Origin of the sequence: Streptomyces sp. NPDC001903 (assembly GCF_042891345.1) — a bacterium.
Classification (GTDB): domain Bacteria; phylum Actinomycetota; class Actinomycetes; order Streptomycetales; family Streptomycetaceae; genus Streptomyces.
Map to the genome: position 1 here is coordinate 455,855 of NZ_JBIASZ010000001.1, position 18,827 is coordinate 474,681.

Here is an 18,827-nt window from a genome sequence, read left to right on the forward strand (position 1 = left end):
GCAGCCGCCTCGAGCGGGCGGCCAGTGACGGCTGCACGGCCGGACATGAAGTTCTCATATGCGTCCGCCCGCCTGCACGGATGCGGGCGGGCGGGCGGACGGGTGGGCGGGCGGGTGGACGGGCGCGCGGGCTCAGCCGTTGACGAAGGTGAGCCCGGTGGCGTCGTAACGGGTGCCGGCGATCTCCTCGGGCGGGGCCGCGGCCTCGATCGCGGCGAGGTCCTCGGGGGTGAGCCCGACGGCCAGGGCCGCGAGGTTCTCCTCCAGGTAGCTCTGGCGCCTGGTGCCCGGGATCGGCACCACGTCCTCGCCCCGGTGCTGCACCCAGGCGAGCGCGAGCTGGCCGGCGGTGACCCCCTTCGCCGCGGCGAGCTCGTCCAGCTTCGCGACGATCGCCAGGTTCCGCTCGCGGTTGCCGTCGGCGAAGCGCGGGTGCCCCCGCCGTACGTCGGTCTCCGCCAGCTTCTCCACCGAGCCGTACCGGCCGGTCAGGAACCCGCGCCCGAGCGGGGCGTACGGGACCACCCCGACGCCGAGCTCGCGGCAGACCGGCAGGATCTCCGCCTCCAGGTCCCGGGACCACAGCGACCACTCGCTCTGCAGCGCGGCGATCGGGTGCACCGCGTGCGCCCGGCGGATGGTCTGCGCGCCGGCCTCGGACAGGCCGAGGTGGCGCACCTTCCCGGCCCGCACCAGCTCGGCCATGGCGCCGACGGTCTCCTCGATCGGGACCTTCGGATCGACCCGGTGCTGGTAGAAGAGGTCGATGTGGTCGACCCCGAGACGGCGCAGCGACGCCTCGCAGGCCTGCCGCACGTACGCGGCGTCGCCCCGTACGAGGGTCGGGTCGCCCAGCCGGTTGGCGAAGCCGAACTTCGTGGCCAGCACGACCCGGTCGCGGCGCCCGGCGACGGCCCGGCCGATCAGCTCCTCGTTGTGCCCGCTGCCGTAGAAGTCGGCGGTGTCCAGCAGCGTCACCCCGAGGTCGAGGGCGCGGTGCAGGGTCGCGATCGACTCCGCGTCGTCGGTGGCACCGTAGCCGTGGCTCATGCCCATGCAGCCCAGGCCCTGCGCGGAAACGGCCAGTGCACCCAGGTGCCGGGTGGGGATGTCGGTCATGCTGCCTCCAGGGCGAAGGGACGGGACGCGAAGAGAACGGCGGCCGGATCGAAGGCCAGGGCGATGTGCGTGGCGATGGAGTTGACGTCCCGCCAGGCCCGCTCCAGCGGGCTTCCGGTGCTCTGCCCGGACGTACCGGAAGCCGCGTACATCCGGTTGACGGCGGCGACGAGGAGCTCGGCGGACAGCGCGTAGTCGCGCACGTTGCGGGCGATCTCCGCCTCGGTGATCCGCACGCCCCGGTCGGCGGCGTGCGCGGCCCGCTCCAGCAGCAGCGCCGCGGCGTCGATCTCACCGGAGCTGCGGGCCAGGACGGCCTCGTACGTACTGAGGGCGGGCCCGGGGCCCCCGGTCTTCCCGCCGCCGCGCGCGAGCCGCCGCGCGGTGTCGGCGGTCCACACCCCGAGCGCGCCGCGGGCGGCGCCGAGGGCCGCGGGCGCGCAGGACAGCCCGTTGACGGCCTGGATCGGCGCGGCGGCGCCGTCGGTGAGCCGCTGCCGGTCCACGCTGCGCGACTCGGGCACGAACACGTCGTCGACGACGACCGTGTTGCTCCCGGTACCCCGCATGCCGGACCCGGTCCAGGTGTCCTTGACGGCGTAGGCCCCCCGGGGCAGTGCGAACAACCGCGCGCCCCCACCACCGGGCAGGACGGCGCACACCACGACCCAGTCGGAATAGTCGACGCCGCTGATGTAGGCCCAGCTCCCGGACACCCGCCACCCACCGGGCGCCGGGACGGCCTTCCCCAGGGGCGAGAGCGACCCGACGACGTACGCGTCAGCCCCTCCGCCCCAGATGTCGACCTGCCCCTCCGAGGGCAGAAAGGCGGCCACCCGAGCCAGACTGGAGGCGACGGAGGCGCACCAGGCGGCAGCGGCACACCCCTCGGCGACGACGGCCACGGCGCGGGCGAACTCACTGAAGCCGCCCTTCACCCCACCGAACCGGACGGGCACGAAATGCCGGGCGAACCCGCTCTCCAGCACCCCGGCCACCACATCCGGAGCCAGCCGCCGCTGCTCCTCCGCGTCGCCGGCCCGCCGCCGCGCCAACTCCCTCAACTCCCCGGCCCGCTCGACAAGCCCGGTCCCCGTAACCATCCCGCCTCCTAGAAAGACACCGATGAGCGGCCGGACCATCCCACACCCCCCTCAACCCCCACTCGCACACGCCTGGAGCCGGCCCCTCGCGACCAGCGCGCGACCCGCGTGCACCGGCCGTTCCCCATGGGCGCGATTCAGCCGTGTGGCCGATATGGGCATCTATCCGAGATGGCGGGTTTTCATCACACTCTGGTGGGAGTGAGCGAGATATCCACTGGCTGGTGCCGAGTGCGCTGGGGGAAGCCGTTGGCATACGTTCCGATACTCAAGGGCAAAGCCGGGGAGTTCTCGGCCCTCGAGCACGTCACACCGACCGTCCGCTCCCGCATCCGCCCCGTCATGGAGCTGGTCCCCGACCCGGACGTGCGGGATGTCCTGGAGACCTTCTGCGACCGCGCGATGGACGCGGTGCCGAAGGGCGCCGTCCTGACGGTGGACAGCGGCGCCCTGCCGACGGCGCGAGTCCTCGAGGGCGACGCGGGTGGCCCTGTGGCCCGTCTCGGCGAGTCTCTCGCCCTCCGCGGCGTGGCCATGTGCCCGGTCGTCCGGCACACGGATTCGCGCGAGGTCCTGGCCGAGGCTGCGCAGGCGATCGCTCTGCACCAGAGCGGTGTCTGCCTCCGTCTGTCCGTCGCCGCCGACACGGCGGAGTCCATTCCCGACCACGGGCAGATCCGGGGCCTGCTCAAGGCGCTCCACCTGGATCCGGAAGAGGTCGACCTGCTCATCGACGCCGGGCCGGTGCAATCGAGCATCGTGCGAGATCGGTCGGCCGACCGCGCTTTGGCCGCACTCACGGCACTCTCCCCATGGGGCTGGCGCCGCGAATGCATTGCCGCCGGAGCTTTTCCCGCCAACCTGACCGGGTTCCCGAGGGGCCGGGCGACGCCGGTGGCCCGGCATGATGCCCAGCTCTGGAGGCGGGTCCTGAGCGGATGCCGCGGAAGGTCCCCGGACTTCGGGGACTTCGGTGTGACCCATCCCCGGATGCCGGCGCAATCTCGTGGAACTCCGGATCCCAACATGCGCTACACGACACCGGACGCATGGCAGGTCTTCGTCTATCCGCGGGTCCGCTCCGGCAACGACGACTTCTTCACCCTGAGCGCCGACCTCGTCGCATCTCCGCACTGGCCTGCGACGGGGGCGCGAACCTCATGGGGCGATGCACGTCTGAACGAGTGCGCGCTGGGACGGAGGTCCAAAGCCGGCGGCGGTACGCAGTGGCGGGCCTGGGCAACCTCGCACCATCTGGCAGTGGTGACGGCCGACCTCGACGCGTCGGGACACCTCTGAGATCCGTGAGCCTGCGGTCGGATGGAGTAACACCGTGGGCTGAGGACCGTGATCCGGGGCCAGAGTAGGAGCATGGTCGACAGCGATGACGGGACGGCGGCGGCTCGGAGCAGTCGTTTCGACGCCGTGCACAAGTGGGCCGCCACGGTGGCCGCTGTCGTCGCCCTGTCCTTCTCGCTCTACAACTTCACAGAACTCCAGAAGAAGCCGGAGACCGATCTGGCACTTCCCCATCTCATGCGCATCGGGATGATGGGCATGGACACTCACTTCTACGTTCAGCCGACCGTCTCCACGAGGGTCAGAACGCAGGACGTCGAGCTTGTTCGGGGCGCACGCCTCGACCTGAGGCCGGCGGGCGCGACGTCCCCTCCGAAGAGGCCGACCTTTTACTGGAAGGAGGTCGGCACATGGAACTTCGACCCGGCTCAGGAGTGGCTTTCGTACCGGTGGTCCGGCGATCCCGCACCGTTCATGGTCAGTCAGGACAAGCCTCAGCAGCCGATCTTCCTGTTCCAGGCCGACCGCTGGAGCTTCCAGCCCGGCAGGTATGAGGGATCGCTTCAGTTGGACCGGGCGGGCGGTCGCGGTCCACTGGCGAGCAAGTTCTGCATTCTCATCTCGAAGAAAGCCGCGGACGAAATCCGCACGGGAGCGAGCCGAGAGGGCATCTACTTCTTCCGGAACGACTTGCCCAAGTTCTCCGGCAGCGCATACCCGGGGTGCTACGTACGGGAAACGGACTGAGCCCGGGCCGCCCGCCGCCCGACGCGCAGAGCGCCCCTGCCCACTCACGCACCCCTCACGCGCGGACAGGCGAGAGACAACGAGAAAGCCCCGGACCCAGTGGGACTGAGTTCGGGGCTTCTTCTTTGGCACTTCAGCTGGTCAGCGACACTTACACACTGCCTAGCTGGAGTGCCCCCGGCAGGATTCGAACCTGCGCACACGGCTCCGGAGGCCCCCTGCGCATCACGTGTTTCAGCAGCTCAGAGAGCTGGAAGGATGAAGATGCGGCTCAGCCGTCCACAAATAGGCCGTGTCCGGCACGCATCACTGCGGCGCGTCCGGATAAGGAAGGTCCTGCGGACCGAGCCCAGTTGCTCGCCGGGCTACCCCCCTGTAGGCGCCGTTCTGCAAGACCTCCTTTGTGCGAGCTACTTCGATGGATTTCCGGGTGAAATGTGAATCTTCCGTGTTTCCTTCGAGTACAGATCGGTAATGTTCATAATGCGAGCGAATCCGCTCATGAATCTCTCGCCAAGTGAGCAGGCCTCGATCCGGCTGGCTTTCCCACATTCTTTGCGTACTGGCGTCGATGTCGTAACTATCGCCTGAGATAAATGCCCTGTAGCCTACTTTCTGCGCGCGGCCTAGCCGCGTCGCATATTCTTCAAGATTGAATAGGTCACGGGTAGTGACTACATGGCCGGAGCGCTTGATCTCAATTACCACCAGCTCTCCATCTCCGGCAAGCGCGATGAAATCGTACCTGCCGGCGTACTCGGGATCGCCGATGTCGGCGGCACCCCATTCGCGCAGCTGGGTGGTAATTCGCTTTTCTTCGGAAAGTACCTGCCATTCGGGATTGATGAGCCACGGATAGTCGGCGATCAGGTCGTGCAGGTTCTCACGCCCCCTCTGTTTGGCAGTCTCGGGGGTATCATTGACGATAAAGTCATAGAATTTGTCGACTATGTCAAGTCGCCCCTTGATGATTTCCAGGACTGCGCGACTCTCCAGGAGCCGCCAATCCTTCATGTGTGTTACTACAAGTGCGAATTCATCGGGATCTGTGGACGCTGCTGCCGCGTCAAGCGCGGTAATGAAGTCGTGGAATTGACGGTATTCGAATGCTCGAAGAATTGTGTCGGCCAGCGGGTCGACACGGTCGTTCTCCGTCCCTGATCGTCCGAGTAGGTTCAGGAACTGTCGAACTCGTGATGCCGATTGCTGGTCTAGGCGGGAGATTCGTGCTGAGAATTCAGGCTGATTGTCGACGTAGTTCTCGACCTGCGTACCTCTCGCCTCCACCCGGTCGCGAAGCAGCCGTCGAGTCGTCTCATCACCCCAATTCCTCAGCGGTTCGGAGGCGGTGTCGTCCCAGTCGATCTCCTGGCGGTCCGTGGAGACTCGATCGCTCTCGTCATCGGATTCTTCGTCCAGGTGGTCTGCTTCGATTACGCCAGTCAGGTACTTCGTTCCGTGCTGTCCACTCGCCGTGCCTTCCACATCAAAGAAATATGGAGGAGCTTGAGCTGTTTTTCCGTTTACCTGAATGGTGAATCCCTGGAGTTCCTTCGGTAGCACTTTTGAGCTAAATCCCGCCCACCATTTAATCGCGTGGCCGTCGCTCAGGCGCTCCTCTTTGAACCCGTCGGTGGGGTAGCGAATTTCGAAATCTACCTTAGGTTCTCCCACGCGGTTACCGTTGACGAAGATCTCCATCTCTCCGAGAACCGTCCTGCTAAACCGCCTGCCAAGCGCCTGCGTGAGACTGTCTGTGTCCACCGGCGTTTTATGCTTGAGATTGCTCATGGTGATCCGCGTTCCGGACTGAGTGGTTACAAACGCGGGCGTGGGTCCGATGTGTCCGGGCACCGTTACTTCGCGAGTCTTGTTAGGTTCTGCCTTGAGGTTCTTGGCGTTGAGCTCGATAGTGCAAGATTCTTCCTCGCGCCAAGTCAGGACCTGCATGTTCCTCGCGAAACCAAAGCCGGCGAGCTTTCCAACGCCTTTCCGACCCATGATGCGTCGATTTTTAGCCGCCTCTTGGCCCTCGGTCCTCCGGTTCCGGCCGATGACAAGGTAGTTCTCCTCCACCTCCTCATCTGACATTCCGACGCCGTTGTCCTGAACCACTACTTCACTTAGGTCTGGGTCGTATGCACTCGACGAGGGAAGGCTGATATCTACACGGGTGGCACCAGCGTCCCAGCAGTTTGCGACCAGCTCAGCGATGGCGACGTCGCGTCGCTTGTACATCTGAGTGCCGAGATGTTCCAACGTCCGCCCGAGCACGGTCAGTTTGAATTCGCGAGGGCTCTCAGTAGTCGACATGAGGCAGACTGTAGACGTCTCTGGTGCCCGTTGGCAGTGCTTGGCGCGATTGCGGGTGCTTGGTCTGCTAACGGGCGCGCAACCGGTCCTGGGGGCCTGCCTCAGGGAGGCTTGATCAACATCAACTCATGCCGTGAGGCGTGCGTCAGGTGGCGGAGCCTGATCGGCTGACTTCTCTACTCCTACTCAAGGAGAATCTCTTCCGGACGACGGTTCGTGACCGCAGTCTCCCGCCCCGTCAGTATGTGCTCGATGCATGCTTCGAGGTCTCCGCCGTGATCGTCCCGGGCCATGCTCCTGAGCTCCCGAGCCAGGTTCAACCCGTTGATGAGGACGATCGGGTACTGGTCTTCGACCATTTCCGTCTGTGCGGGCACTGAGTAGGCCCCAGTCGTGACGTACACGCCGATCCAGCCACGTCGCAGCCGAGCCACGACGCGAGCGATCTGCTCGGCGGTGACCAGGTTGTCGAGCTTGACGCACTTGGCCTGGCCGAGGACGACGAGACTGGTGCCGGCGAGCCCGCTGCCGATGTCGAGCCGGCCCACGAAGTCTGCCCCGCCATCGCCTGACCTGCGTGTCAGCCAGCCCTCGACGTAGCTGTTCCCAGCCCCGCGCAGCACACGGGCCGCGACCGCGGAGGCGACGGCTTCGAAGTCGTGCTTACGGCCGTCGAAGTACTTGTAGATCAGCTCCAGGTCCTTGGCTTCGGTGGTTCCTGGCTTGGGGCGCTGCTCGGGCACCTTGGTCACCTTGGCCCGGGCAACCCGCCGGCGGATCCTGGGCAGGGCTGAGTTCCCGTGCTTGACCCACTCGCGCCAAGCCCGCGGGGCGAGTTCGAGAGTCTCCGTGTCGGGCGCGGTCTTGTCCCTGCGGGAGTCGATCCACTCCCATGAGACCTTGTCGTCCTCGTCCGTGAGGTCGATGAGAGCGATGTCGTAGACGTAGTTCGTGAACGTCGTATGGTCGCTGCCGCCCCACTGCACCAGCCGCTCGGCCCGCTCGATGATCCCCAGACCGCAGAACTCGACGTGCCCCTTGACCTTGCCGCTGCGCGAGACCGCGCGGAACAGCAGCAACGGAATGGCGGTGGCTCGCTCCTCGGGCGTGTGCCCCTGGTGCCCGGTGAAGGCATCAAGGAGGGCTGCATTGCCGTTGGTCTTCCCGGGCGCGACGGTGGTGGTGGCCTTGTGGTCGCCGAAGTATCGGACGTGCCCGTTGTCCATGTCGAACACGTCGTGCCAGGGCGTCTGCTCGGTGCCGGCCTTCCAGGGACTCGACCGGATGAGAATCACCGGCCGCCGCTCCCCGTCCGGTGTCCGAACCCTCGCCATCCCGTTGATCCCGGCCTCCAACAGGGCGCGGGCGAGTTCCGGTGAGTGAGTTACATGGTGGAAGTTGGGGTATCCCTGCAACTCCTCAGGCACCGGATCCTTGCCGGTCGCGTAGCGGTAGACCTGACCAACACGCAACTGACCACCCACGTATACCCCCATAGCGGCACGGGTCTGACGATCTTCAGTGACAGTAGCGGCCAGCACTGACAGGCAGGTCGTACTTCATCGCTATGAGCTTGGGAATCACCGATCTTGCACCCATCATCCGGCCGTTGACCAGCGAAGACGGGCGTCAGAGAGACCCTTGGGCTTCGTCCTGACACCCGCCGTTGACCGCAGTTCGCTGCCCTACCTGGCACGCGTCTGGCACAGCCGGCCTTCCGACCCATGGCTCCAGTCCGGATGGCGACTCTGAAGACTCGGAGGTTCGCAGTCTCCGGAAATGGACTGACATGGCTCCGGTACCTCGATGCTGGACTGCTAGCCGAGTGTGCACTCAGGTGGCAGTGCCCCGCTCCCCAGTACTTGATCTCCGCTTCCTCGGTAGAACCTTGTGAAGGCCATCCAGCGGATCTAGGACGTGGCCTCTCCTTCTGCGAATGCATCGCTCTCGAGTAGCGGCCACCTCGGCTCGGTCTGGATACGCGCTCTGGGCGTCGCGATCGGCGGCGTAGAGGTACTCGCTCATCCATCGGTACTGGTCCTCCAGAGACTGAGCTCGGCTCGGTTCTGGATGCCTCCCGAACCGCTTCTGCACCGCCGTTCGGCCGACGCGGAAGCACAGGGCTATCCGCCCCCAGGAGTACCGCTGGGTGCGAGCTTCAGCTACGACATCGCCCACCACGCGACGCACCGCATCCTCGAATAGGGCAGCCGCCCTCAGGGTGGTCATCCCCTCCATGCCTCCCCTGAGATACCAGATGCCGAACCGCACAGCCGCATCGGCAAGATCTTCCTCGTTCATGGCGATCCATGGCTCCAGAGGCCATGCGGGATCGTCGTAGGAGACCCAAGGCCATGGTCGGCCAGGGTCGAAGCTGTACCTTGCCGTTTTGTTGATCAATGAATTTTCGCCAGGTACCTCGTCCACGCGTCCACGTTACGTGGACATATAAGGCCCTCACCTCGGAAATGACTCAACTGGGCATGCCAACATATCTGCGTATGAGCGGAGTTGATGTCCGTAGCCGCTCATGCGTGGGCAAAAAGGGAGCATAGGAACGGAGGTTGTCCGTGGCCGAGATCTACATGTACGCCGATGAGACAGGCGACTTGGACATGTCGGGTTCGCCGGGCGCCAGTAGGTACTTCGGCTTCGGTACGGCCGTGTTCGTTGGTGACCACGGCCACGCTCTCTGGGAGGGCCTTCAGCTCAGGTGTCGGCTTGAGCGTCGAGGTGTGTCGGTGCCTCAGGGGCTGCACGCCAAGAACGACTCGCACACCACGAGGGGTGAGGTGTTCGACCTCATCAGAGCCCAAGCTCCCCGGTTCGACACGACCTTCTTGGCGAAGGAGAACGCCTACAGCTACGTGCGTGCCGCCGGCCAGATGCGTCTCTACAAGCTGGCGTGGTACCTGCACTTCAAGGAGATAGTTCGACGGGTCAGCTTGCCCGGCGACACCGTCTACGTGATAGCGGCCTCCCTGACCACCAACAAGAAAGAGGGGTCCGCCCGGGATGCTCTCGAAGACGTCTGCCGTCAGTCTGCAACGGATCGCGAGATAGTCCTCTGCGTCTGGAACGCTCCAACTTCGTGGGGTGTTCAAGTCGCCGACTACGGGCTCTGGGCGGTGCAGCGAGTACTCGAAGATCGAAAGTGCCCCTGGTACGAGTCGAGCGTCGAGCCGACACTGGCGACGACCTTCAGGCCGTGGGGGCTGGCAAAGTAGAGGGCCAGCTATCCCAAGATCTGGGAAGAGGTCCCCTGGACCCCTTGTCACTGGCCATTTGCAATGCAACCCGAAGACGTACGTGCCGTCAAGCGTGCTGCACCTTTCATGCCGATTCTAATTCGAACGCGTGATCCAATAAAGCCTTGCGGAGCATGCTCTCGGACGGCGTGAGGCAGGGGCACCATCACGCACACCCCCAACTCCCATCCCGTCTGCCGTCGGCCCACACGCATGTGGAGCAGGCGCGGTGCCGGGCGTCCAGGTGGAGCGCCCAACTGGACGTACGACCTGGACGCCCGGTGCCGTGTCTGCTCGGCTTGTCCTGGGCCGATGGCAGACGGGATGGGAGTTCCCCACCCCAGCCATCCACGGCCGGCACCCGCCAGCGGCGCCCCCGCCATCCTGGAGCCTGAGGCCCCCGCCGGAGGCATGTCGGTGACAGATGGAACCGGAGGCCGTAGGGGACTGCCTCATGCCCTTTGGCCTATCCCGTCTTGCAGGGGCGGGCGTCGGCGCAGCGGGGGCGGAGCGGGCCGAAGGCAGGAGCGTCGCCCCGAGCGGAGCCGGGAAGCCCGCCCGGCGGAGCGGAGCGCAGCCGGGTGCTTGATGAGGTAGAGAAACCTGTAACAGGTCCCCCGCTGCTCCTCGGCTACGCCGTGGTGAGTGCGTCGGCGATGGCCTGCATGTCGTCCGTGACGGCATCAGCTTGCGCCTCGGCGAACAGATCAGCCTTGTGGGGCTTGTTGGCGTAGCCGATGACCGTCGTCCCTGCGGCATGAGCGGCCTGGATGTCCGTGAGCGAGTCACCGATCAGGGTGCAGTGCGTGACATCCATCTGCATCTGCTCCGCCGCCCCAATCAGTGGGAACGGGTTCGGCTTCATCAGGTGAGGCTGCCCGGACGGTCGACCGATGACCTTCACGACGTATCCCCCCAGCCCGTGCTCCTCCAGGAAGCGCTGGACGCATTCGGCGGAATTGTTGCTCACTACCGCCACCGGCCGCCCCGAGGCACGCGCGGCCTGAAGGGCTTCCATCGCCCCCGGGGTCGGCGAGCCGGCCACCGCCACGGCTTCAACCTCAGCTGCCGTCAGCGCCTGTTCTACCCTCCGGCCGATCTCGTCGCCGACCTCGTGCGCGATGCGCATGACCTCGATCGGATCGTCTGTCGCGGCGGCCTTGGCACCCGCGGCCTCGTCCTGCGCTGCGAGCAGTGCGGTGAGCTGCTTGGCGACCTCCGGGGCAGGAAGTCCGGCGAATACGTCGCACACGGGCCCATCGAAGTCGAAGAAGATCACGCGCGCGCTCGCGAGGACTCCCGGTAGGCGGTCATCGTGCGTCAAGGTCGAAGTCCCTTCCGATGGTCTCTCGGTCGCTCTCGAACCGTATGCCTCGCTGCGCCCAGGTGTACTCCCCGGTCGTCACTGCTGCGCCTGGCTCCGAGCCTGACCGGCGTCGTTCAGCAGGAGTCGGTTCGTGAAGCCTCGCTGGCACAGCCGCTCGTACGCCTCGGTCACGTCGTCCGGTACCGGCTGGCTGATCATGAAGCCCTGCGCCGGGTAGATCAGTAGGCGTTGCAACGCCCCGACCAGCATGTCGATCACCAGGCGGGTGTCGCCGATGGAATCGACGTACTCCTCCAGCGTCATCGGGCTGGAAGCGCTGACGATCTCGACCTCGGGCCACAGCTTCCGCGCCGTGGCGTACGCGCGCCGCTCTTCGTAGGGCTTGCTGATCAGCAGCACCGAGGACACCTCAATGCCGGCCTCTTCGAGCAGCTGCCGGGAGAAGCGGATGTTCTCGCCCGTGTTCCGAGCTCGCGGCTCCACCAGTACGGCAGAGCTGGGGACACCGAGTTCGAGCGCCCGCTCTCGGTAGTGCACGGCTTCGCCGCGGGGCATCCGTTCACGCGTCGTCGGGCTGGTGGCTCCGCTGAACACGAGCAGGGGGGCCATTCCACTCCGGTACAGGTCGGCCGCAGTGTCGGCTACGCCAAGGTCGTGGCTGCCGAGCCCGAGCGCGACGGAGCACGGTTGGGGTGCGTGGCCCATCTGGTGGTACTCCCAAAGGCGCCGCGTGTCTGCCCAGTCCTGCGTCGAGATCACTCCTGGCCTTCCCTGTCCTTCGTGGAGTCCGGGACGTTGAAGTCGTACTCCCAGGCGAATCGCGACGCAGCGTGCACGCCGATGGCGTATTCGACCACGGTGCCGTCTGCCGTGTAGGTCGTCCGGTGCAGCTCGACGACCGGTTCACCCGGCGGCAGCTGCAAGAGCTTCGCCTCGTCCGGTGTGGGCGTACGGGCGAAAATTCGCTCCTTCATGTGGTCGATCTCGTAGCCGGCGTCGTACAACACGCGAAATCCGCCACCTCGGCCGGCCGGGCCGGGGGTCGGATCCACCAGGCGCGTGCCTTCCACGTGCTCGGGCCGGTAGTAACTGGTCAGCGTGTGTGTCGGCTGGTCGCCTTCCTTCACCAGTCGGGCACGGGCGTAGACCTGTGCGCCTGCCGGCAGTCCGTGCGCGGCCGCTGCCTCCGGGGGTGCCTCGACGAGGCTGACTGACTGGGTCTGCTCATTGCGGCGGTAGGTCCGCCCTGAGGCCACGCGGTCCGCGATGAACGCCACCTCGTCCCCGTCGCGCCACTTGGCCTTGTCGTAGCGGGCGATGCCAAGTCGCTTGAGCGGCACCTGCTGTCGCACCACAGTGCCGTGGCCCCGGGAAGAGGTGACCAGGCCTTCCGCTTCCAGCGCCTTGTAGGCGGCGTGGACGGTGGCCTTGGAGCCCTCGCCGGCGTCGACCTGCTCTCTGATGTGCGGCAACCGCTGGCCCGGCGTGTAGTCACCCCGCCTGATCTGCTCCGCCAGCTTGTCCGCCAGCTCCCGCCACTTGGGCGCCATCTAGAACTCCTCTCGTCGGAATCAGTCAAACATAGTCCTAGGACTGTTGACAGTCCTAGGACTGCGATGCACTATCTCCTTAGTCGCTCGCAGTCCTAGGACAGCGAGCCTCGGCAGTCCTCTTCGGGCTGCTCCGACAACGCTGGAGGTACTGATGCCGTCGTTCAAGGTGGACACGTCGACTGCCGTGGTGTTCGTGGCCACGGCCCCGACCCCGAAGCTCGTGAGCAAGCAGACCGGTGAGCGCGCCGTCGACCGGGAGACCGGTGCCGGGCTGTCCACGGTGGGCCTGCTGATCTCGGACGAGGGGGAGGGCAACCTCTACCAGGTGACCGTTCCGGAGACCGGTCTCCCCGCGGGCCTGATGCCGGGCATGCCGGTGTCGGTGATCGGCCTGAAGGCGCGGGACTGGGAGAACACGTTCAACGGCCAGACCCGGCACGGTATCTCGTTCCGCGCCGTCGCCCTCACCTCGGTCGGGGTCTGACCATGACCGACCTGTCGACGTTATGGGAGGTCGGCCTCCCCCTGGCCGGTGCGGGCGGTGGTCTCGGATACGCGAAGGTCCGCGCGCCCCGCGTGTTCTGGGCCATGGCCGGTCTGCCCGTGGCACGGGTCCGGTTCGCGGTGACGTACCGGGCCACGATGGACGTGTGCGGGCTGACGGTCCAGCCGTCCCGCCTGCGGGCGTTCCTGATCCGCAACGTCGCCCGCCGCAGCGACGTCCAGCCCGTACCGCCGAAGGTCCGCCGCGTACGCGGTTCCTCGACCGGAATGCGGGTCACCCTGCGCCTGCCGGCCGGACTGGAGCCCGCCGACGTGGTCGCGGCTTCCGAACGGCTGCGGCACGCCTGGGGCGTCCACTCCATCACCGTCTTCGAGACCAAGCCCGGGTTCGTCGAGCTTCGGATGACCGGGTACGACGTACTGCGCCGAGTGAAGATGCCGCGCAGGCTCCCCTCCGGGCCCATGACCGTTACGGTCGCGCTCCGGGAGGACGGCACCGCGTTCGTACGGGACTACCTGAAGGTGCCGCACGCGCTGACGCTCGGCGCCAACCAGTCGGGGAAGTCCATGTACCAGCGCAACCTGGTCGCGGGCCTCGCCCGGCTTCGGGTCGCTCTGGTCGGGATCGACTGCAAGCGCGGTGTCGAGCAGCGGGGATACGCGCCCCGGCTGTCGGCGCTGGCCATGACCCCCGAGACGGCGTCCGGACTCCTGGATGCGCTGGTGGGCGAGATGGAAGACCGTTTCGATCTGCTGAGCGACTACGGGGCCTCCGACGTGTGGGCGCTGCCCGAGGACGTTCGTCCGGTGCCGATCGTGGTGCTCGTGGACGAGGTCGCGGAACTGTTCCTCGTGGCCAGCAAGAAGGAAGAGGACCGCCGGGACCGGATGGTCATGCAGATGATCCGCCTCGGACAGATGGCCCGCGCGGCCGGCATGTACCTGGAGATCTGCGGCCAGCGCTTCGGCTCCGACCTCGGCAAGGGCGCCACCACCCTCCGGGCCCAGCTCACCGGACGCGTGGTCCATCGCGTCAACGACAAGCAGACCGCCGACATGGGTCTCGGTGACATCGCCCCGGACGCGGTCATGGCCGTGACGGCGATCGCGCCCGACCTGCCCGGCGTCGCGGTGGCCGGCGACTCCTCCGGCGGCTGGTCCCGCATCCGTACGCCCGAGTTGAGCGCGGCCAAGGCTGCCGCGGTGTGCGCCGAGTACGCCTACCTGACACCGGCCCTTCCGGCCCTCGCCCCATACCGGCCGGTGGTTCCCGCCTCCGCCGCGTTCCCCGGGTCTGTCCCGCTGGTGAAGCCGACTCCGGCAACGCCGTAGCAGTTCTCTCCCCCTCGGTCGGCGTGACCATCTCGCGCCAGGTCCCTACCCGACCCATGCCCGAATCCGAAGGGAACCGCCATGAGCGCTGACACGAAGCCGTCGACCCGCCGGCCGCGTTCGGCCAAGCCCGCTCCCGTCCCGCCGTCCTGTGACACCTGCGACGGGACGGGGGAGACCACGACGACCGTCCGGGTCGGGCGCAAGCGCCGGGAGATCGGCGCCACACAGACGGGGCTCTGCCCGAGCTGCCTCGGCACCGGAACCGCCTGACTCGAATCCTCCCCGAAAGGAGGTGACTCGTGTTCCGTACCCTCCGCCTCGACGCCGTTCTCATCCAGGCCGTCATTGCCGGTGCCCTGTCCTTCGCCCACCTGCACGATCTGGCTGCGGCGGCCGGACAAGACGGATGGAAGGCGTGGGCCTACCCGGTCAGCGTCGACCTGCTGCTGGTCGCCGCATGGCGCCGGATGCGCACCAACGCAGAGAACCGCGACGCCTGGCTCTGGTTCGCCATCGCCCTCGTCGCCTCGCTCGGTGCCAACGTCGCCACGGCCGGACTGCTCGACCTGCACAACGTTCCGCCCTGGCTGCGCATCCTCGTCGCGGGCTGGCCCGCACTCGCCTTCCTCGGCGGCACCCTCCTCGCCCACGCACCCACACCGGCGCCAGAGCCTGTTGATAAGCCCCACGTCGAACCCGTTCCGGACCTGACCGTGGAGCGGGACCCGGAACCGGCTCCCGAGCTGCCGCCGGCCGAACCCGCCCCGGATCACGTACCGCCGCAGCCCGCGCTCACGCCGTCCGCGGTATCTGTTCCGCCCGCGCTTCTCGACCACGCCCGAAAGATCGCGGACGCCCACCAGGCACAGACCGGTGCCCCGATCGACGCGGCAACCCTGCGCAGCCGCCTCGGCGTCCCGCACGCTCTCGCGGACTCCATCGCTCTCCAACTCGCCTGACACGAAGGGAGACAGACCTCGTGCGCCCGAACCGCTTCTACAACGTCGCCCGCTTCGGACCGGTGCGCGTCGCCACCCACCACGACGGCCGGGGCCGCACCAAGCACACCGCCGTGTGCACCGCTCCGGGCTGCGACTTCTCCGCCGACTACTTCACCCGCGCCAGCGCCGAACTCGCCGCCCGCACCCACCGCTGCAAAGCCTGAAAGGAGATCGCTCATGCTCACGCCGAAGTACCCGAAGCCCGACACCTACACCCCGGTCCACCTGGTCCCCGAACCCGCCGCGGTCCCGATGCCGACCGCCCCGGCCCCGGTACCCGCTCCGGCTGCCCGCCCGACCGTCCAGCTCACGCCCGGCAGCGTCGCTGCCCTCGTCGCCGGTGGTGGCGCCGCGGTCCTGGTCGTCGGCACCGTCCTCGTCTCCATGCTCCTCGCCGTCGCCATCACGGCCGCCTCGGTCGCCGTGTGCGCCGTCGTCATCCGCTCCTTGCTCAACAACCCGAAGGGTCACTGACATGGGCATCTTCAGCCGCAAGAACAGCACCCCCGAGCCCGCCCGCAACGAAGAGATGGCCGAACTCGGCCGTGAGTACGCGATCGCGCGCCGCCATCGCGACACCAAGGCCATGAACCGGATCATGCGGCAGGTCGGCAACGACAAGGACGTGACCGACCTGAGCGACTTCCGCGACGGCCAGGAGTCCTACGACTCCATCCCGCCCATCCCGCGCAGTCACAACCGCCGCCGCTGAACGGCCCCGGGGCGGCCCTCTCGCCAAAGACCGCCGCCCCGGCGCCTGCACCCACTTCCAGATCCAACGGACCCGAAAGGGAAGCCTCATCATGCCTCAGCACGCCCAGACCAAGCCCGTCTGCCGCGACTGCGACGGCTTCGCCACCGCCACGATCACCACCGGCACCCGGACCCCCGACGGCACCCGCACCACCATCCGCGTCAACTGCCCGACCTGCCGGGGACTCGGCCGCACCGTCCCCGCCGTCCGCGTCCGCATCGGTAGGTGAGCGCCGTGTCGAACCTCGCGCCCACGGCCAACACGCCCGGTCTGCACGTCAGCAAGCCCTCCCCGTCCGAGCCCGCCACCGCCTCTGCCGTCTGCCACTGCGGTGCCACTGCCACCGCCAAGGGAGACGCACAGGTCGGCGCCCTGATCGCGGGTTGGGACGCCAACCACGGCTCCGCGCACATCGAAGGTGGCTCCGCATGACCAACCGGCCCCGGGTCCTCGACCTCTTCTCATGTGCCGGCGGAGCTGGGGTGGGCTATCACCGGGCGGGCTTTGCGGTCGACGGTTGCGACATTGCTGACCGCCCCCGCTACCCCTTCGCCTACCACCGCGGCGACGCCCTCGAATACCTCGCTCACCTGATCACTACGGGGACGATCGCGGAGTACGCCCTCGTGCACGCCTCGCCGCCGTGCCAGGCCCGGTGCGGCCTGACCGTCGGCACCAACCAGTCCCAGGGATGGGGCGGGCCGCACACCGACCTTGTCGCCCCCACTCGTGAGCTCCTCGACGCTTCCGGCCTGCCGTACGTGATCGAGCAGCCCAACGGACGGGCCGCGATCCGCAAAGACCTCACGTTGTGCGGCGAAATGTTCGGCCTCGGCGTCCTACGACACCGCAACTTCGAATTCGGCAACTGGTCCACCGCGAAGCCGGCCCACCCGCGACACCGCGGATACGTGCGCGGCCACCGCCACGGCGTCCGCCGCGAAGGCCCTTATGTGGCCGCCTACGGCAAGGGCGGCGGCAAGGCCACCGTGCCCGAAATGCAGGACGCCATGGGCATCACCTGGACCGACGTCCATACGGAACTGACCGAAGCCATCCCGCCCGCCTACGCCCAGTGGATCGGCACCGCCTTCCTGACCGCACGGCAGGAGTTCCTCGCGTGAACGACACCGCCACCGCGGCGGGCCTGGACCCGGCCACCCTGAGCGATCTGCTCAGGCTGGCCGGTGCTCCCGACTTCGACCGGCTCCACGAACAGATTCGCCGCACCGGAGGATGCACCGCACCCATCCGACTCGATGGCGGCACGAAGATCCTCGACCCCGCCACCAAGACCGTGCTCTACGCGTACAACACCGACTCCGAACCAGGGGGAGTTCTCCGCATTGCCTGCGGCAATCGCCGGGCATCGCGGTGCCCCGCCTGCGCCTGGACGTACGCCGGAGACACGTACCACCTGATCCGCTCCGGCCTCATCGGTGACCCCCGCAAGGGCACACCTGAGACGATTCGCGACCACCCCCGCGTCTTCGCCACCTTGACCGCCCCGTCCTTCGGCCCCGTCCACAACCGCCCCGGCACCCGCCCCTGCCGTTGCGGCACCCGGCACGACGAGAATGCGGCCGAACTGGGTACCCCGCTCGACCCGTCCACGTACGACTACGCGGGCGCGGTGCTGTGGAACAACCACGCCTCCGAGCTGTGGCGCTACTTCACGATCTACCTCCGCCGAGAGATCGCCCGCCGTGCCGGCCTGACACAGAAAGCAGCGCGCGAACAGTCGCGCGTTTCATTCGGCAAGGTCGCCGAGTACCAGAAGCGCGGGGCCGTGCACTTCCATGCAGTGATCCGCTTCGATGGACCGAAGGGGCCTGAGACCCCGCCGCCAGCCTGGGCCACTCTCACCCTGCTCACCGAAGCAATCCGGGCCGCCGCTGCACGCGTCCGCGTCGTCGTGCCCGCCAGCCGAGAGCACGGCTTCGAGAACGACTGGGTGCTCCAGTGGGGCGAGCAGGTCGACGTTCAGCCCATCAGCGCATTTGGGAAGGGAGAAGACTTAACGGAGCAGGCGGTCGCCTCCTATGTCGCCAAGTACGCGACCAAGGCCGCCGAGACGACCGGCACCGTAGATCACCCCGTGGGCAACAAAGAAGCGCTGATCCTCCTCGGCGTACCTGACCACCCGCGGCGGCTGATGGAAGCCTGCATGGACCTTGACCGGGCTTACCCGGACCGGCGCCTGCGGGCCTGGGCGCACATGCTCGGCTTCCGCGGCCACTTCTCCACCAAGTCCCGCCGCTACTCGACCACCCTTGGTGCCTTACGTCAGGTCCGCGCCGACTACCGCGCCGCCCAACAACGGGCCTCCCTCGGCCTGCCCGACCTCGACGACCACCCGGAAGCAACCCTCCTCGTCGTCGCTCACTGGTCCTACGCCGGCCACGGCTCCACACCCGGTGAATCCTGGCTCGCCGCCAACATCCGCCGCGACATCCGGCTCAACCGTGAAACCGCCCGCGAAGCCCTGCTCGATTTGGAAGGAGACGTGACGTGAAGGACGAGC

At 67.2% G+C, this 18,827-nt stretch carries 22 protein-coding genes; 14 read left to right on the forward strand and 8 right to left on the reverse strand.

Translation table 11 applies throughout. The features are described 5' to 3' along the window. Positions 1-132: 132 nt before the first annotated feature. Positions 133-1,119, reverse strand: a complete 987-nt coding sequence (locus ACFYZS_RS02130) for an aldo/keto reductase (RefSeq protein ID WP_389005839.1) — start codon at positions 1,117-1,119, stop codon at positions 133-135. Continuing rightward, complete coding sequence (locus ACFYZS_RS02135; RefSeq protein ID WP_389005841.1) at positions 1,116-2,222, reverse strand: acyl-CoA dehydrogenase family protein; 1,107 nt, start codon at positions 2,220-2,222, stop codon at positions 1,116-1,118. The genes ACFYZS_RS02130 and ACFYZS_RS02135 overlap by 4 nt, the downstream gene beginning before the upstream one ends. Before the next feature lie 201 nt (positions 2,223-2,423). Here ACFYZS_RS02135 and ACFYZS_RS02140 point away from each other — a divergent pair, with 201 nt between their 5' ends. Then, a complete protein-coding gene (locus ACFYZS_RS02140; RefSeq protein WP_389005843.1) occupies positions 2,424-3,521 on the forward strand; it encodes a beta family protein in 1,098 nt (365 codons plus the stop codon). 72 nt (positions 3,522-3,593) lie between these two features. Further along, positions 3,594-4,268 carry a hypothetical protein gene (locus tag ACFYZS_RS02145; protein ID WP_389005845.1) on the forward strand — a complete coding sequence of 225 codons (675 nt, stop codon included), beginning with the start codon at positions 3,594-3,596 and terminating at the stop codon, positions 4,266-4,268. A gap of 306 nt (positions 4,269-4,574) precedes the next feature. Here ACFYZS_RS02145 and ACFYZS_RS02150 read toward each other — a convergent pair whose 3' ends face one another. From ACFYZS_RS02150 to ACFYZS_RS02160, 3 genes are all read right to left on the reverse strand, one after another. Then, on the reverse strand, positions 4,575-6,581 hold the full coding sequence (locus ACFYZS_RS02150) for an ATP-binding protein (protein WP_389005847.1): 2,007 nt from the start codon (positions 6,579-6,581) through the stop codon (positions 4,575-4,577). Between the two features lie 182 nt (positions 6,582-6,763). After that, positions 6,764-8,065, reverse strand: coding sequence for a restriction endonuclease (locus ACFYZS_RS02155; protein WP_389005849.1), 1,302 nt, complete (start codon positions 8,063-8,065; stop codon positions 6,764-6,766). A 349-nt stretch (positions 8,066-8,414) separates the two neighbouring features. After that, positions 8,415-9,008: a hypothetical protein gene (locus ACFYZS_RS02160; protein ID WP_389005851.1), complete on the reverse strand. Its 594-nt coding sequence runs from the start codon at positions 9,006-9,008 to the stop codon at positions 8,415-8,417. 143 nt (positions 9,009-9,151) lie between these two features. On the opposite strand from ACFYZS_RS02160, the gene ACFYZS_RS02165 reads away from it, so the two are divergent. Then, complete coding sequence (locus tag ACFYZS_RS02165; RefSeq protein WP_389005853.1) at positions 9,152-9,808, forward strand: DUF3800 domain-containing protein; 657 nt, start codon at positions 9,152-9,154, stop codon at positions 9,806-9,808. A 652-nt stretch (positions 9,809-10,460) separates the two neighbouring features. Here the strand turns inward: ACFYZS_RS02165 and ACFYZS_RS02170 are convergent. The 3 genes from ACFYZS_RS02170 to ACFYZS_RS02180 form a co-directional block, all read right to left on the reverse strand. Next, positions 10,461-11,153: an HAD family hydrolase gene (locus tag ACFYZS_RS02170; RefSeq protein ID WP_389005855.1), complete on the reverse strand. Its 693-nt coding sequence runs from the start codon at positions 11,151-11,153 to the stop codon at positions 10,461-10,463. A gap of 78 nt (positions 11,154-11,231) precedes the next feature. Beyond that, the gene (locus ACFYZS_RS02175; RefSeq protein WP_389005857.1) at positions 11,232-11,915 is read right to left on the reverse strand and encodes a YdcF family protein; all 684 of its coding nucleotides are present in this window, start codon (positions 11,913-11,915) and stop codon (positions 11,232-11,234) included. Then, positions 11,912-12,706, reverse strand: a complete 795-nt coding sequence (locus ACFYZS_RS02180) for a GntR family transcriptional regulator (RefSeq protein WP_389005859.1) — start codon at positions 12,704-12,706, stop codon at positions 11,912-11,914. Before ACFYZS_RS02180 ends, ACFYZS_RS02175 begins: the two co-directional genes overlap by 4 nt. Before the next feature lie 154 nt (positions 12,707-12,860). Between ACFYZS_RS02180 and ACFYZS_RS02185 the strand changes: the two genes are divergently transcribed. The 11 genes from ACFYZS_RS02185 to repSA all read left to right on the forward strand — a co-directional run bounded on the left by ACFYZS_RS02185 (position 12,861) and on the right by repSA (position 18,818). Further along, positions 12,861-13,193 carry a hypothetical protein gene (locus ACFYZS_RS02185; RefSeq protein ID WP_030870987.1) on the forward strand — a complete coding sequence of 111 codons (333 nt, stop codon included), beginning with the start codon at positions 12,861-12,863 and terminating at the stop codon, positions 13,191-13,193. A 2-nt stretch (positions 13,194-13,195) separates the two neighbouring features. Next, a complete protein-coding gene (locus tag ACFYZS_RS02190) occupies positions 13,196-14,545 on the forward strand; it encodes an FtsK/SpoIIIE domain-containing protein (RefSeq protein ID WP_389005861.1) in 1,350 nt (449 codons plus the stop codon). 81 nt (positions 14,546-14,626) lie between these two features. Next, the gene (locus tag ACFYZS_RS02195) at positions 14,627-14,818 is read left to right on the forward strand and encodes a hypothetical protein (protein WP_389005863.1); all 192 of its coding nucleotides are present in this window, start codon (positions 14,627-14,629) and stop codon (positions 14,816-14,818) included. A 29-nt stretch (positions 14,819-14,847) separates the two neighbouring features. Beyond that, a complete protein-coding gene (locus ACFYZS_RS02200; RefSeq protein ID WP_389005865.1) occupies positions 14,848-15,507 on the forward strand; it encodes a DUF2637 domain-containing protein in 660 nt (219 codons plus the stop codon). A 20-nt stretch (positions 15,508-15,527) separates the two neighbouring features. Beyond that, entirely contained in the window at positions 15,528-15,713 is a 186-nt protein-coding gene (locus ACFYZS_RS02205; protein WP_030870979.1) for a mobile element transfer protein, read from the forward strand. Between the two features lie 13 nt (positions 15,714-15,726). Further along, positions 15,727-16,023, forward strand: a complete 297-nt coding sequence (locus tag ACFYZS_RS02210; protein WP_389005867.1) for a SpdD protein — start codon at positions 15,727-15,729, stop codon at positions 16,021-16,023. A gap of 1 nt (position 16,024) precedes the next feature. Beyond that, on the forward strand, positions 16,025-16,261 hold the full coding sequence (locus ACFYZS_RS02215) for a hypothetical protein (RefSeq protein ID WP_389005869.1): 237 nt from the start codon (positions 16,025-16,027) through the stop codon (positions 16,259-16,261). A gap of 91 nt (positions 16,262-16,352) precedes the next feature. Next, entirely contained in the window at positions 16,353-16,532 is a 180-nt protein-coding gene (locus tag ACFYZS_RS02220) for a hypothetical protein (protein WP_389005871.1), read from the forward strand. A gap of 5 nt (positions 16,533-16,537) precedes the next feature. Beyond that, the gene (locus ACFYZS_RS02225) at positions 16,538-16,735 is read left to right on the forward strand and encodes a hypothetical protein (RefSeq protein ID WP_389005873.1); all 198 of its coding nucleotides are present in this window, start codon (positions 16,538-16,540) and stop codon (positions 16,733-16,735) included. Next, positions 16,732-17,427 carry a DNA methylase gene (locus ACFYZS_RS02230; RefSeq protein ID WP_389005875.1) on the forward strand — a complete coding sequence of 232 codons (696 nt, stop codon included), beginning with the start codon at positions 16,732-16,734 and terminating at the stop codon, positions 17,425-17,427. The genes ACFYZS_RS02225 and ACFYZS_RS02230 overlap by 4 nt, the downstream gene beginning before the upstream one ends. After that, positions 17,424-18,818: a replication initiator protein RepSA gene (gene repSA, locus ACFYZS_RS02235; protein ID WP_389005877.1), complete on the forward strand. Its 1,395-nt coding sequence runs from the start codon at positions 17,424-17,426 to the stop codon at positions 18,816-18,818. Before ACFYZS_RS02230 ends, repSA begins: the two co-directional genes overlap by 4 nt. Positions 18,819-18,827: the final 9 nt, after the last annotated feature.